Annotated in this window: 15 protein-coding genes; 6 read left to right on the top strand and 9 right to left on the bottom strand. The window is 60.5% G+C overall.

What is annotated here, in order from left to right; translation table 11 throughout:
* Window positions 1-98 precede the first annotated feature (98 nt).
* Window positions 99-1,121, top strand: coding sequence for a transporter (locus tag ACM6I6_RS09645; protein WP_274073598.1), 1,023 nt, complete (start codon window positions 99-101; stop codon window positions 1,119-1,121).
* A gap of 149 nt (window positions 1,122-1,270) precedes the next feature.
* Window positions 1,271-2,884, top strand: a complete 1,614-nt coding sequence (locus ACM6I6_RS09640; protein WP_414919811.1) for an inorganic phosphate transporter — start codon at window positions 1,271-1,273, stop codon at window positions 2,882-2,884.
* Between the two features lie 101 nt (window positions 2,885-2,985).
* Here the strand turns inward: ACM6I6_RS09640 and ACM6I6_RS09635 are convergent, their stop codons facing one another.
* Window positions 2,986-3,423, bottom strand: a complete 438-nt coding sequence (locus ACM6I6_RS09635; RefSeq protein WP_414919810.1) for a multidrug/biocide efflux PACE transporter — start codon at window positions 3,421-3,423, stop codon at window positions 2,986-2,988.
* 89 nt (window positions 3,424-3,512) lie between these two features.
* Here ACM6I6_RS09635 and ACM6I6_RS09630 point away from each other — a divergent pair, with 89 nt between their 5' ends.
* A complete protein-coding gene (locus tag ACM6I6_RS09630; protein WP_414919809.1) occupies window positions 3,513-4,367 on the top strand; it encodes a LysR family transcriptional regulator in 855 nt (284 codons plus the stop codon).
* 129 nt (window positions 4,368-4,496) lie between these two features.
* On the opposite strand, the gene ACM6I6_RS09625 is transcribed toward ACM6I6_RS09630, so the two are convergent.
* From ACM6I6_RS09625 to ACM6I6_RS09615, 3 genes are all read right to left on the bottom strand, one after another.
* On the bottom strand, window positions 4,497-5,732 hold the full coding sequence (locus ACM6I6_RS09625) for an RNA polymerase sigma factor (RefSeq protein WP_414919808.1): 1,236 nt from the start codon (window positions 5,730-5,732) through the stop codon (window positions 4,497-4,499).
* A 1-nt stretch (window position 5,733) separates the two neighbouring features.
* Window positions 5,734-6,078 carry a YciI family protein gene (locus ACM6I6_RS09620; protein WP_274073352.1) on the bottom strand — a complete coding sequence of 115 codons (345 nt, stop codon included), beginning with the start codon at window positions 6,076-6,078 and terminating at the stop codon, window positions 5,734-5,736.
* Window positions 6,079-6,145: 67 nt separating this feature from the next.
* The gene (locus ACM6I6_RS09615; RefSeq protein WP_274073351.1) at window positions 6,146-6,571 is read right to left on the bottom strand and encodes a YybH family protein; all 426 of its coding nucleotides are present in this window, start codon (window positions 6,569-6,571) and stop codon (window positions 6,146-6,148) included.
* Window positions 6,572-6,711: 140 nt separating this feature from the next.
* Here ACM6I6_RS09615 and ACM6I6_RS09610 point away from each other — a divergent pair, with 140 nt between their 5' ends.
* Entirely contained in the window at window positions 6,712-7,197 is a 486-nt protein-coding gene (locus tag ACM6I6_RS09610) for a GNAT family N-acetyltransferase (RefSeq protein WP_323607268.1), read from the top strand.
* A 134-nt stretch (window positions 7,198-7,331) separates the two neighbouring features.
* Here the strand turns inward: ACM6I6_RS09610 and ACM6I6_RS09605 are convergent, their stop codons facing one another.
* From ACM6I6_RS09605 to ACM6I6_RS09595, 3 genes are all read right to left on the bottom strand, one after another.
* Entirely contained in the window at window positions 7,332-7,820 is a 489-nt protein-coding gene (locus ACM6I6_RS09605) for a GNAT family N-acetyltransferase (RefSeq protein WP_274073349.1), read from the bottom strand.
* A gap of 98 nt (window positions 7,821-7,918) precedes the next feature.
* Window positions 7,919-8,404, bottom strand: a complete 486-nt coding sequence (locus ACM6I6_RS09600) for a GyrI-like domain-containing protein (RefSeq protein WP_408599913.1) — start codon at window positions 8,402-8,404, stop codon at window positions 7,919-7,921.
* 66 nt (window positions 8,405-8,470) lie between these two features.
* Window positions 8,471-9,133, bottom strand: a complete 663-nt coding sequence (locus ACM6I6_RS09595) for a LysE family translocator (RefSeq protein ID WP_414919807.1) — start codon at window positions 9,131-9,133, stop codon at window positions 8,471-8,473.
* Window positions 9,134-9,272: 139 nt separating this feature from the next.
* Between ACM6I6_RS09595 and alaC the strand changes: the two genes are divergently transcribed.
* A complete protein-coding gene (alaC, locus tag ACM6I6_RS09590; protein WP_414919806.1) occupies window positions 9,273-10,490 on the top strand; it encodes an alanine transaminase in 1,218 nt (405 codons plus the stop codon).
* A gap of 199 nt (window positions 10,491-10,689) precedes the next feature.
* On the top strand, window positions 10,690-11,586 hold the full coding sequence (locus ACM6I6_RS09585) for an RHS repeat-associated core domain-containing protein (RefSeq protein WP_406592411.1): 897 nt from the start codon (window positions 10,690-10,692) through the stop codon (window positions 11,584-11,586).
* Window positions 11,587-11,711: 125 nt separating this feature from the next.
* On the opposite strand, the gene ACM6I6_RS09580 is transcribed toward ACM6I6_RS09585, so the two are convergent.
* On the bottom strand, window positions 11,712-13,064 hold the full coding sequence (locus ACM6I6_RS09580) for a GntP family permease (protein WP_274073344.1): 1,353 nt from the start codon (window positions 13,062-13,064) through the stop codon (window positions 11,712-11,714).
* Between the two features lie 81 nt (window positions 13,065-13,145).
* The gene (locus ACM6I6_RS09575; RefSeq protein ID WP_274073343.1) at window positions 13,146-13,679 is read right to left on the bottom strand and encodes a gluconokinase; all 534 of its coding nucleotides are present in this window, start codon (window positions 13,677-13,679) and stop codon (window positions 13,146-13,148) included.
* Window positions 13,680-13,823: the final 144 nt, after the last annotated feature.

The following is a 13,823-nucleotide window of genomic DNA, read 5'->3' as shown; positions in this document are numbered from 1 at the left end:
ATCAGGCCGAGGTCACAAATCCGTCATCCAGCCTTGCGATGATGCCGCTCTCGTGAACCTGTAAAACACGCGACAGGCGCCCCCCCATGCGAGCCCTCATGAACCACAGCATCGATCACAGCCATCGCGATCCGGATCTGTTCGGCCTGCTTTACGGTTTCAGTTTTCGCCCCGGTGAGCGCGGCCAGGAAATCGATTCGGCCAGGGCCTTGCAGTACCTGCAACACCCGCAGGACGCCGAGCAATTTCTCTGGCTGCACCTGAACCTCGCCCATGCCGCGTGCGAGCGCTGGATGAAGAGCCACCTGGAACTGCCCGACGAATTTTTCGAAGCCTTGCATGAAGGTTCACGATCGACGCGCATCGAACATGTCGATTCGGCGTTGCTGGCGGTGGTCAACGACGTGGTGTTCAACCTCAGCAGCATGACCTCCTCCGATGTCTCGACCCTGTGGGTCTGTGCCCGCAGTCGACTGATCATCAGCGCGCGCCTGCAACCGCTGCATTCGGTGGACAAGCTGCGCTCGTCGGTCAAGGCCGGTGAATGCTTCCGCTCGCCGCTGGAGTTGCTGGTGCATCTGCTGCGCGACCAGGGCGAAGTGCTGACCCAGATCGTGCGCAAGACCAGCCTGAGCGTGGATCAGATCGAAGATGAACTCCTGTCCTCGCGCCTGTCGACCAACCGCGCGGAACTGGGGGCCAATCGCCGGGTGCTGGTGCGCCTGCAACGCCTGCTGGCGCTGGAGCCGGGGTCGTTGCTGCGCCTGCTCAATCGCCCGCCACCCTGGCTGCAGAAGGAGGACGTCAAGGAACTGCGCAAGTCCACCGAGGAGTTTGCCTTGATCATCAACGACCTCACGGCGCTGGGGGAACGGATCAAGCTGTTGCAGGAGGAAATCGCCGCCAACCTCAACGAACAGAGCAACCGCACCCTGTTCACCCTGACGGTGGTGACGGTGCTGGCCCTGCCGATCAACATCATTGCCGGTTTCTTCGGCATGAACGTGGGTGGGGTGCCGCTGTCCCAGGACCCTGAAGGGTTCTGGATCCTGGTGGCGCTGGTGGCGACCTTTACCTTGATTGCGGGACGTTGGGCCTTTCGCAAGCGCCAGGATTATTAAGATCAAAAGATCGCAGCCCCTGTAGGAGCTGCCGCAGGCTGCGATCTTTCAAGAATCATACAAATCCAAACACTGACACAGGGCAGTCTCTCTGTAACATTTTGCAACGATCATCAACGACACTCCTTCCCTCCTCAGGAATGTCCGGCATGGCTACCCCCTCCTTTACCGCCGCCCCGGCGCCCGCCAGCAGCGCCAAACCGCAATTCGATAAAAAACCCGGTGTGCTCACCCTCGTGGTGTTTTTTGCAGTGCTGGGCATCGGGCTGCTGTTCACCGCCTACAGCCTGATGCACGACATGAACGAACTCGGCACGGAGGTGACCACCTGGACGCCATTCATCCTGCTGGGCGTGGCCTTGCTGATTGCCTTGGGCTTCGAGTTCGTCAACGGTTTCCACGACACCGCCAACGCCGTCGCCACCGTGATCTACACACACTCGCTGCCACCGAATTTCGCGGTGGTCTGGTCCGGGTTCTTCAACTTCCTCGGGGTGCTGCTGTCCAGTGGCGCGGTGGCGTTCGGCATCATCGCGCTGCTGCCTGTGGAGTTGATCCTGCAAGTCGGTTCATCCGCCGGTTTCGCGATGATCTTCGCCCTGCTGATCGCCGCGATCCTGTGGAACCTCGGCACCTGGTGGCTGGGCCTGCCGGCCTCGTCGTCGCACACCCTGATCGGCTCGATCATCGGTGTCGGCGTGGCCAATGCGCTGATGCACGGGCGTGACGGCACCAGCGGCGTGGACTGGGCGCAGGCGACCAAGGTGGGATACGCCCTATTGCTCTCGCCGCTGGTCGGCTTCGGCTGCGCCGCGCTGTTGCTGTTGGCCCTGCGGGCCTTCGTCAAGAACCGCGCGCTGTACAAGGAGCCCAAGGGCAACACCCCGCCGCCATGGTGGATTCGCGGCATGTTGATCCTGACCTGCACCGGCGTGTCCTTCGCCCACGGTTCCAATGACGGTCAGAAAGGCATGGGGCTGATCATGCTGATCCTGGTCGGGACCTTGCCGATGGCCTATGCACTGAACCGCACCATGCCTGCAGACCAGGCGTTGCAGTTCGCCGCCGTGGCCGAAGTGACCCAACAGGCGCTGGTCAAGAGTGCGCCGTTGCCGGCACCGGCCGATCCGCGACCGATCCTCTCCGATTACGTGCGCAGCAAGGAGGTCACGCCGCAACTGATCCCCGCCCTCGCGGCACTGGCCGGCAACATCGGTAATGAAGTGAAGGGCTATGGTTCGCTGTCCAAAGTCCCGGCCGAAGCCATGGGCAACGTGCGCAATGACATGTACCTGACCAGCGAAACCATCCGCCTGATGGACAAGAACAAGGTGGGTAACTTCGACGCCGATACCAACGGCAAACTGCAGCTGTTCAAGCAGCAGATCGACAACGCCACGCGCTTCATTCCGTTGTGGGTGAAGATCGCCGTAGCAATTGCGCTGGGCCTGGGCACCATGGTCGGCTGGAAGCGCATCGTGGTAACCGTGGGAGAGAAAATCGGCAAGACCCACCTGACCTACGCCCAAGGCGCCTCGGCGGAAACCGTTGCGATGTTGACCATTGGCGCCGCCGACATGTTCGGCTTGCCGGTCTCGACCACCCACGTGTTGTCGTCAGGGGTGGCCGGGACCATGGTCGCCAATGGCGGCGGCTTGCAGATGAAGACCATCCGCAACCTGTTGATGGCCTGGGTGCTGACCTTGCCGGCGGCGATAGTGTTGTCGGGCAGTTTGTACTGGTTGTTCACCCAGATTTTCTGAATAAAGCAGCCCTTGCAGGAGCCCGGCTTGCCGGCGAAGGCATCCGAAAGACCAACGCCATGTTGGAGGACGCCTTCGCCGGCAAGCCGGGCTCCTACAGGTTACGCGTTACAGGTAGAGCGAATGACCAACCGCTCCCGCACCACGTCATACACCCAGTGGTAAACGTAGGTGTACGGCAGGAAAAACAGCAGCACGCCGATATCCAGCAGGAACGCTTGCCACAGACTGACTTTCAGCCACCACGCAATCAACGGTACGCCTAGGGCGACCAGCCCGCCTTCGAACAACAGCGCGTGGACCACGCGGATCCAGGCGTTGTGCGCAATGGCGAAACGCTTGAGCACGCGGTCGAACAGACCGTTGAAGACCACGTTCCACGCCAGGGCCAACACGGCAATGACCACTGTGACAGCGCCCATTTCCAGCATCGGTTTGTCCATGATCCAGGCCAGCAATGGCGTACAGATCAGGATGGCCAGCAGTTCGAAACCAATGGCCTGGAAAATACGTTCGGTAATGGATTTATTGGCGCTCATGGCCCGACTCCTTGAGTGACGATGGTTGCCATCATCCATCTTCTTACCGATACTTCATAACCAATAACCATCGATCAAGGCGATAGTTCATGGCATCCCAGGAAGTGTTGCAGGCGTTCGTCCAGGCCGCGACCCAAGGCTCGTTTTCCGCGGCGGCACGCAAATTGGGCCGTAGCCAGTCGACCATCAGCGCCGCCGTGGCCAGCCTGGAAATCGATCTGAACCTGACCCTGTTTGACCGCAGCAGCCGCAAGCCCAGCCTGACCCCCGCCGGGCATGTCATGCTGCAACGGGCCGAAGATATCCTGGCCGCCACCAGCCGGCTGGAGATGACCGCCAGCCAATTGTCCCAGGGCGTAGAGGCGAAGCTGACCGTGGCGCTTTCCGACACCTACCAGTCCGATCGTTTCGAAGTGGCACTCAGTGCCTTCGAGCAGCGTTATCCAGACCTGGAACTCGAATGCCTGATTGCCGAATGCGAGGACCTGGTGGCACTGGTGCAAAGCGGTCGGGCCCACGTCGCCTTCGCCGAAATGCAGGACAGCTACCCGCCTGACCTGGTCAGCTCGACCGTGGACGAACGCACGGAATTCGCCCTGTTCGTGTCGCGTAAACATCCACTGGCCAAGCAGAAAAATATTGACCAGGACACGCTGCAACAGCATCGCGAGCTACGCCTGGCGACCATCGTCAATCCCTATGAAAGCCGCGCCAAGGGCAGGGTCTGGTCGGCACCGAGTTACCTGATGCTGCTGGAAATGGCCCAGGGCGGATTCGGCTGGGCGCCACTGCCACGCTGGTTGGTAGGGCGTTTTGGCGCGGGGACGTTGCAGGAGTTGGAGGTGCGCGGTTGGCCGAAAACGGTGTCGGTGGATGCCTTGTGGTCGCGCTTGCATCCGCCGGGGCCGGCGGGCAGCTGGTTGCTGGGCAAGATGCTGGAATAGGGGTGCGGCTACTGGCCTCTTCGCGAGCAAGCCCGCTCCCACAGTGATCACTGCTGTACACAAAATTTGTGGTCGACTCATTACCCTGTGGGAGCGGGCTTGCTCGCGAAGGGGCCAGCGAAAATCACATCACTCCAACGCCCGCAACCGAGCCTCGATAAACCGCCGCTCCGGCGCCTGCTGCGTCAACTCCAGCGCCCGCTCATAGGCCGCCCGCGCCTGCTCCACCCTGCCCAACTGCCGACAAAACTCCGCCCGCGCCGAATGCGCCAAGTGGTAATCGAGCAAATCCCCCCGCGCCAGAATCGCCTCGACCAGCGTCAGCCCCGCCAACGGCCCATCGCGCCTGGATATCGCCGCCGCCCGGTTCAATTCGATCACCGGCGACGGCCACGCTCGCAGCAACACGTCATACAGCCCGACGATCTGCACCCAGTCGGTTTCCTCGATCGACGGCGCTTCGGCATGCACCGCGGCAATCGCCGCTTGCAGGCAATACGGGCCGAATCGCCGAGTACCCAATGCCCGCTCCACCAGCGCACAGCCTTCGGCGATCATCTGCGCGTCCCACAGCGAGCGGTCCTGGTCATCCAGCAAAATCAGGTCGCCGTCCGCGCAGGTCCTGGCCAGGCGTCGGGACTCGTGCAACAACATCAAAGCGAGCAAGCCCATGACCTCCGGCTCCGGCAGCAACTCCAGCAACAAACGCCCCAGGCGAATCGCTTCGCGGGTCAGGTCTTCGCGGGTCACTTGCGCGCCGCCGGACGCCGAATAGCCTTCGTTGAACACCAGGTAAATCACCCGCAGCACGCTGTCGAGGCGCTCGGGCAGTTCCGCCAGGGATGGCACCTGATAGGGGATTTTCGCATCACGGATTTTCGCCTTGGCGCGCACGATGCGCTGGGCGATGGTGGCGGGTGCCGAGAGAAAGGCCCGGGCGATTTCTTCCGTGGTCAGGTCGCAGACTTCACGCAGGGTCAACGGCACCTGGGCGTCTGCCGCCAGTGCCGGGTGACAACAGGTGAAGATCAGGCGCAGGCGATCGTCTTCCACGTCTTCTTCACTCCAGTCGGCCTGCTCCAGCGCCTCCAGCTGCGCCTGTAACAATGGCCGCGAAGCATTGAACCGCGCGCGCCGGCGCAGCACATCAATGGCCTTGAAACGCCCGGTGGACACCAGCCAGGTACGCGGATTGTCTGGCACGCCGTCCTGCTGCCAACGTTCCACGGCAACGAAAAACGCTTCGTGCAAGGCCTCCTCGGCCAGGTCGAAATCGCCGAGCAGGCGAATCAGGGTCGCCAGGATCCGTCGCGACTCCTGGCGATAAACCTGCTCGACCCTGGCCTGTACCGGCAGCCCCGGCATCTTAAGTATTCAACTGCCGGACGGGGCGCACTTCGACACTGCCGACTCGTGCCGCCGGGATGTTCCCGGCGACCTGCAGGGCTTCGTTGAGGTCCTTGGCATCGATCAGGTAGAAGCCGGCCAACTGCTCCTTTGTTTCGGCGAACGGGCCATCGGTGATCGACAACTTGCCGTTGCGCATGCGCACCGTGGTGGCGGTCTGCACCGACTCCAGCGCCTCGGCGGCAACCATCCGGCCGCTGCCCTGGATTGCCTCGGCGTAGGCCATGCACTCCTCGTCCTTGGGACTTTCCGGCAGCGAATGCAGCAGGCGCTCATCGCTGTAGACCAGGCATAAATACTTCATCGCGCTCTCCCGATTGAACGGATCAACTATGGTCGCAGATGGGCCGTTTCGCACGGCTTGCCGACGATCAGGGTTCCAGGTTGAACAAGGTCGTGCCGCTCATCATGTCGAACGGGGCCGACCAGTGTTCGTGGACGATGCGCCATTGCCCGGCCTCGCGCCGGTAGCAGGCGGTCACGCGCATCCAGCAGGCCTGGGTTTCGCCCTTCTCGTTGGTGCCGCCGCAATGGGCCAGCCAATGGGCGAAGGCGATGTGCTCGTCGGCCACGATGTTCATGTGGTCGAAATCAAACTTGTGCTGGCCCTGGCACATTTCCATGCATTCCAGCCAATGCGCGCGATAGGCCGCCTTGCCGCGAAATTGCAGGGCCTTGACGGCGTCGTAGGAGACGATGTCGTCGGCGTACAGGGCCATGATTTTATCGACGTCCTTCGAGATGACCGCCTCACGGTAATTGGCGATCAGGGTCTGGATTTCATTGGTATCACTCATGGTGGTTCTCCGTGGTTTTTCTTAAAAGACACCCTTAGTCGTCCGGCGATCCGCCAGATCGACAGTCGAAATAAAAATAATCCACGAGCGCAAACTCGCTAGAATCCGAGGCTCATTTCTATTGGAAAAAGGACACTCCAGTGACAGCCCGACTCGTGCCTTACGAAAGCCTGAATGCGCTGCAGCGCCAGCAGGTGGAGGCCATCGAAGTGCATCCGGAACAGATCAGGTTTTCCGGCGACATTCACGGTGCATTGCACACCCTGCTATCGAAGCCCGGCCCCGGCGTCAAAGGCTTTGCCTTGCTGGCTGATGCGGTGCCGGTTGCCTTTCTGCTGCTCAAACGCCCACCGGTGTTGCCCGCCTGGGCTGACGAACACAGCGCTACGCTGCACGCTTTGCAGGTCGATCAACGCGCCCAGGGCAAGGGTTATGGCAAGGCTTGCCTGCAAGCGCTGCCCGAAGCGGCGCGCCTGGCGTGGCCGGAAATCCGCGGGCTGGAATTGTCGGTGGATGCCGATAACGATGCCGCCATTGCGCTGTATGCCAGGTATGGTTTCGTCGACAGTGGCGAGGCGTACAAGGGGCGGATCGGGTATGAGCGGCGGATGGGCCTCGTGTTCTGACTGACACACATGTCCCCTGTAGGAGCGAGCTTGCTCGCGAAGGTCGTCAACGATAACGCGTGCATTCTGGATAAACGCGGTGTGCCTGGGTTCTTCGCGAGCAAGCTCGCTCCTACACGGGGTCTGCGTCGGGTTCAGAGATTGAGCACCATCTCGTGCCACGCCATGCCGCCATGGTCGGACGCCGATGGCTTGACGTAGGCAAAGCCAAAGCCTGCATACAACGGAATATGCCGCTCCTTGCACATCAGGTCGATGCTGGTTTTGCCCATCGCGCGCATGCGCTCGATGAACTCGCCCATCAAGTGCTTCGCCAGGCCCTGGCCCTGATAGTCCGGGTGCACCACCACCGACATGATCACCACGTGCGGTCCGGCCGGGTCGTGGCCGATCAGTTCCTTGAACGCCTCGTCGGACATTTCAACCTGGAACGCCGCGCCGGAATTGATGAAACCGGCGACCACGCCGTCCACTTCAGCAACGATGAAACCCTCGGGCCAAGTGGCGATGCGGGTGGCGATTTTCTCCCGGGTCGCGGCTTCGTCGCCTTCGTAGGCAAGGGTTTCGATGGCGTAGCAGCGGTCCAGGTCAGCAGGCGTGACGTGGCGGATGACAGTGTTCATGGCAGCTCGGAATCGGCGAGGGAAAGACCGGGGATGATAAATCAGCAACGGCGCAACATCGAGAGACGAACCGGCTGATCCGCCTCCCGAAGCACTTGTCACGCCTTGAGCGGTAGCCAGAGTTCCAGCGTGCCGGTATTGAGCCTGGGGTTGAAGTCTTCGCTGTAGCGTTCGAATTCCGGGGCGTTCAACAGCTCGCGCCCGGACTGCGGCAGCCAGGTGCCATGGATGTACTGGAAGGTCTGCGGCAAGGTGTCCAGCGAGCCTTTGTGTTCGAACACCACATACTGCTGAGGCTGAACTTCTACCCAGCGGTACTGTTCAGGCAAATCATCGAGCTTGCTGATCTCGACGCCAGCGATGTAATCAAAGCCGCCCTTGCCGTCGAAATTGCAGCAGACGCCGTAGGTCACTTCGCCTTTTTGCCCCGGAACATTGCCAATGTGGGGGATGAATTTTTCCCAGAGATCAGGAATGCCTTTTACGGTTTGCTGGGTAAATTGTCCGCCAAGCCCCGCAATCAGCAGGAAGTGACCGTGTTCGAAGCGTGGTTCCGTCACTTCGACGCGTGTTTGCTCATCCATGACTCGACTCCTGGAAGTAAAAGTGGATTCGGCTGGGAGTATAGAAGCCAAACCCGATTCGCCCAGTTACAGGGTGTGCAACTGCTCGACGGCGGCTGCACCGACAAACTCGTTGTAACCCGATAGGATCACGTACACCGCGAAATAGCAGAAGATCGCCGCCGATGCCATATAGGAATAGCGCAGCAACTTGTCGCCGAGCAACTTGCCGCCGTGACTCGCCGCGAAGCACAGGCCAGCGGACCACAACAGCCCGGCGCAGAGGAATCCACCGAGGAACAAGGCCGAGCTGAGCGCACCGCCGCCACCGGAGCGGGCGATCAACGTGCCACCAACCGCGGCGAACCAGAGAATGGCGCTGGGCGACGACATGGCGAGAAAAATCCCACGGAAAAACTCCTTGCGATGGGAGTTGTGGCCGACCTCGGCGGTTTCGGCCAGCAGCGCCTCATGGTGGATCGCCGAGTAAATCATCTTCGCCGCGAAATACACCAACAGCGCCGAACCACCGATCCATAGCACCCAGCGCACCGTTTCGTATTGCAGCAACACGGTCATGCCGGCCAGCGCCAGCACGGCGTAGATCAGGTCGCCGACGCAGGTGCCCAGCCCCAGGGCGAAGCCTTGAAAGTATCCGCGTTGCATCGCCAGGGTGATCATCGCGATATTGGCCACGCCGATGTCCAGGCACAGCGACAGGCTCAACAAGAAGCCACTGGTAAACTCCATCTAACCCTTTCCTTCGCAAAATTTTGTTTACTTTGAGGCTGGACAGTCTGCCACAGCTGCCATTACATTCCGCCACAGGTCACCGCAGTGACCAGCGTCGCTCGGACGGTTCCGGGCGCTTACGTTATCCGAGGCAACAATGGCCGAACAAGGTTCGCCGCGCCGCTTTGCGCGCATAGATCGACTCCCCCCCTACGTTTTCAACATCACCGCCGAGCTGAAGATGGCCGCCCGTCGTCGTGGCGAAGACATCATCGACTTGAGCATGGGCAACCCCGACGGCGCCACGCCGCCGCACATCGTCGAAAAACTGGTGACCGTCGCCCAGCGCGAAGACACCCACGGCTACTCCACGTCCAAGGGCATTCCGCGCCTGCGCCGGGCCATTTCCAATTGGTACAAGCAACGCTACGAGGTCGACATCGACCCGGAAAGCGAAGCCATCGTCACCATCGGTTCCAAGGAAGGCCTGGCACACCTGATGCTGGCCACCCTCGACCAGGGCGACACCGTGCTGGTGCCCAACCCGAGCTACCCGATCCACATCTATGGTGCCGTGATTGCCGGCGCCCAGGTGCGTTCGGTGCCGCTGGTGCCGGGCGTGGACTTCTTCGCCGAACTGGAACGGGCCATTCGCGGTTCGATCCCGAAGCCAAAGATGATGATCCTCGGCTTCCCGTCCAACCCCACCGCCCAGTGCGTGGAACTGGACTTCTTCGAACGGGTGATCGCCCTCGCCAAGCAATACGACGTACTGGTGGTGCACGACCTGGCCTACGCCGACATTGTCTACGACGGCTGGAAAGCCCCGTCGATCATGCAGGTGCCCGGCGCCAAGGACATTGCGGTGGAGTTCTTCACCCTGTCCAAGAGCTACAACATGGCGGGCTGGCGTATTGGCTTCATGGTCGGCAACCCGGAGCTGGTCAACGCCCTGGCGCGGATCAAGAGCTACCACGACTACGGCACCTTCACCCCGCTGCAAGTGGCGGCCATTGCCGCGCTGGAAGGCGATCAGCAATGTGTGCTCGACATCGCCGAGCAGTACCGGCAGCGGCGCAACGTGCTGGTCAAAGGCCTGCATGAACTGGGCTGGATGGTGGAAAACCCGAAAGCGTCGATGTACGTCTGGGCCAAGATTCCCGAGGCCTACACGCACTTGGGCTCGCTGGAGTTCGCCAAGAAACTGCTGGCCGAGGCCAAGGTCTGCGTCTCGCCGGGTGTCGGTTTTGGCGAGTACGGCGATGATCACGTGCGCTTCGCCCTGATCGAGAACCAGGACCGGATTCGCCAGGCCGTGCGCGGGATTCGCGGAATGTTCCGGGCGGATGGGCTCGTCGCCAAATCCAACGCCTGACACATAACAACTGTGGGAGCGGGCTTGCTCGCGAAAGCGGTGTATCAGACAACATTGATGGTGTTTGACACACCGCATTCGCGAGCAAGCCCGCTCCCACATTTGGTTTTGCCCTGGTAGTTCTGTCAGTTCCCGGCTCTGGAACAACCTGTAATGCTGAAGGCCTTTATTGACTCGTCGTCAAACAAAGAGGCTTCCCATGTCCCCATTCAATCCCGCCAATCACACATCCCGCCCCTGGCAACAAACCTTGCTGTTGGCGAGCGACTGCAAAAACTCTGTGCTCGCCGAAATGGATGGCGCCATCAATCGCATGGCGTACACCCCCTATGGTCAGCAATCCGCCCTGCGGAACGCCTGGACGCACCTGGGATTCAACGGTGAACTGCGCGAGGCGAGAACTGATTGGTATTTTTTGGGGAATGGTAATCGCACCTACAACCCGCGATTGATGCGCTTTCACAGCCCGGACAAATTGAGTCCGTTCGGAAAAGGTGGATTGAATGCTTATATGTATTGTGGGGGTGAGCCGGTGATGCGCGCGGATCCGACGGGACGATCCTTTTTAAATGCAGTCATCGGCAAAGTATTCAAGGTTTGGGATTTCTTTTCACTGAACAATAATTCCAGCGGTCCGCTACGAAATACGTTGCCAGTAACGGCGAGGTCGGGAAAAAACGGTTTTTTGGAGGTGGCGAGCGGCATTGTTGCAATGACCGAAAAGAATAGACGCCCCCCAATTATATCGACTGGGGGAAAAAGCCGACGACACGCCGCCCCCTCATGGAAGGGTATACAAGGCAGCGATCGCTCCAACACCCTACGCGTTCACTGGGCAGCGCAGACCGATAGTTTGGGAACCTCGAAGCACACCACGACAACGCCTGCTGCGCCAAGTGAGTCCAGTTCTCGCAGACCCTCTATCAGCAGCAACTCCAGCTCTGCTTCCACTCCCAGCACTGTCAGCACCATTTCGAGCATAAGCCAATACAGTAATGATTCAGGTTATGCGAGCTCTAATCCAGGCTCCATCAGAAGTAATGGTTCTGCCGACAATCAACTCCAAGCGCGTCTTGATGACCTTCGAAAAAACTAGCCCCTGATGCAAAGCACTGTGGGAGCGAGCCTGCTCGCGAAGGGGGCGTGTCAGTCAACATGGATGCTGATTGACACACCGCTTTCGCCAGCAGGCTGGCTCCCACATTTGTCTTGCGGTGTTGCTTAGACGAACAGCGACAACAACAGGATAAAGCCCAGGCCGACTACGGAGAGGATGGTTTCCATCGCCGTCCAGGTCTTGAATGTTTCGGCCACGGTCATGTTGAAGTACTGCTTCACCAGCCAGAAACCAGCATCGTTAACGTGGGACAGGATCAACGAACCGGCACCGGTCGCCAACACCAGCAGCTCACGGTTCACGCCCGGAATCATCCCCACCACCGGCACCACGATGCCAGCGCCGGTAATGGTTGCCACGGTCGCCGAACCGGTCGCGATGCGGATCACCGCCGCCACCAGCCAGGCCAGCAGGATCGGCGAGATCTGTGCGTTGACCGCCATATGACCGATCACGTCACCCACGCCGCTGGTCACCAGCATCTGCTTGAAGCCACCGCCGGCACCGATGATCAGGATGATCGCAGCGGTCGGCGCCAGGCTCGCATCCAGCCATTTCATCATTTGGCTGGAACCGATGCCCTGTTTGTAGCCGAAGGTGTACAGCGACAGCAGCAATGCCAGCAGCAACGCCGAAATCGGGTGACCGATCAGGTCCATGAACGAACGGAAGATGTTGCCATCCGGCAGCGCCACGTCGGCAAAGGTCTTGAGCAGCATCAGGAACACCGGCAACAGCACGGTCACCAGAGTGATGCCGAAGCTCGGCAGTTCAGCCGAATCCGTTTCGCGGGCCAGTTGATCCACCAGCTCCTGGTTTGGATGACCGGGAATGTGCTTGGCAATGAACGTACCGAAGATCGGGCCAGCGATGATGGCGGTTGGCAGCGCAACGATCAGGCCGTACAGAATGGTCTTGCCGATGTCGGCACCGAATACGCCAATGGCCAGCAACGGACCCGGGTGCGGCGGCACCAGGCCGTGTACCGCGGACAGACCCGCCAGCAGCGGGATACCGATCTTGATGATCGACACGCCGGTGCGTCGGGCAACGATGAACACCAGTGGAATCAGCAGTACGAAGCCGATTTCGAAGAACAGCGGAATGCCGACCAGGAAGGCCGCGAACATCATTGCCCACTGCACTTTGTCCTTGCCGAAAGCGCGGATCAGGGTCTGGGCGATCTGGTCCGCCCCGCCCGACTCGGCCATCATTTTGCCGAGCATTGTACCCAGCGCGAGGATGATGCCGACGAAACCGAGCACGCCACCGAAGCCGTCCTGGAACGCCTTGATGATGGTGCCGATCGGCATGCCGGAAGTCAGGCCGAGGAAGGCGGCGGCAATGATCAGGGCAAGAAAGGGGTGCAACTTGAACTTGGTAATCAGGACGATAAGCCCGATCACCGTAACCACTGCGTCGAGCAGCAGGAACGTCTCGTGGGACATGCCAAACATTAGGGGTGTCTCCTGGTTGTTGTTGTTATTAAAGCGGGTTAATCAGAAGTCGCGTGGACAGCGCTGTCTTTGCAAGCACGTTCATACCGCCTGCTTCAGGCCGTTGGCCTGCCACCAGGTGTGGGCCTGAACGGCCAGTTCTTCAACGCTGTGGATCGAGGCATTGAGCGCCAGTGTCAGCGGCTCGCCCTTGGGAGACTCGAGGGTGGCGAACTGACTTTCGATCAAGGTGGCCGGCATGAAATGACCCGGGCGATGGGAGACGCGTTCAGCGGCAACTTCCGGGGTCAACTCCAGGAACACGAAGCCCAGGCCCGGCAAGGCGCTGCGCAGGCGTTCGCGGTAGATGTGCTTGAGCGCCGAGCAGGTCAGCACCGGGCGCTGACCCTGGGCATCGATCCGGCGCAGTTCATCGCACAGGCTGTCGAGCCAGCCGGCACGGTCTTCATCGTTCAGGGGGATTCCCGCGCTCATCTTGTCGATATTGGCGGCAGGGTGGAAAGAGTCGCCTTCGATGGCAGTGGCGCCGCTCAATTGGCACAGGGCCTCGCTGACGCACGTCTTGCCGCAACCGGCAACGCCCATGATGACCAGGGCGGTGATGGGATGATTCATGTAACACCTCAGCGCGCAGACAGCGCTACCTTTGCCAGTTATGACACTAGACCAAAAGCAGAAGTTGCCGACGCCTTTCTTGTCATTTTGTGGGTTGCAGCATGTGTGTTCCCAACGCCAAAAAGCGAGGATCAGGCGAACCCC

Source organism: Pseudomonas sp. IT-P218 (assembly GCF_949767605.1).
Lineage (GTDB): Bacteria > Pseudomonadota > Gammaproteobacteria > Pseudomonadales > Pseudomonadaceae > Aquipseudomonas > Aquipseudomonas putida_AE.
Note: the sequence above shows the minus strand (reverse complement) of the source record. Positions and strands in the feature narration are given on the sequence as shown.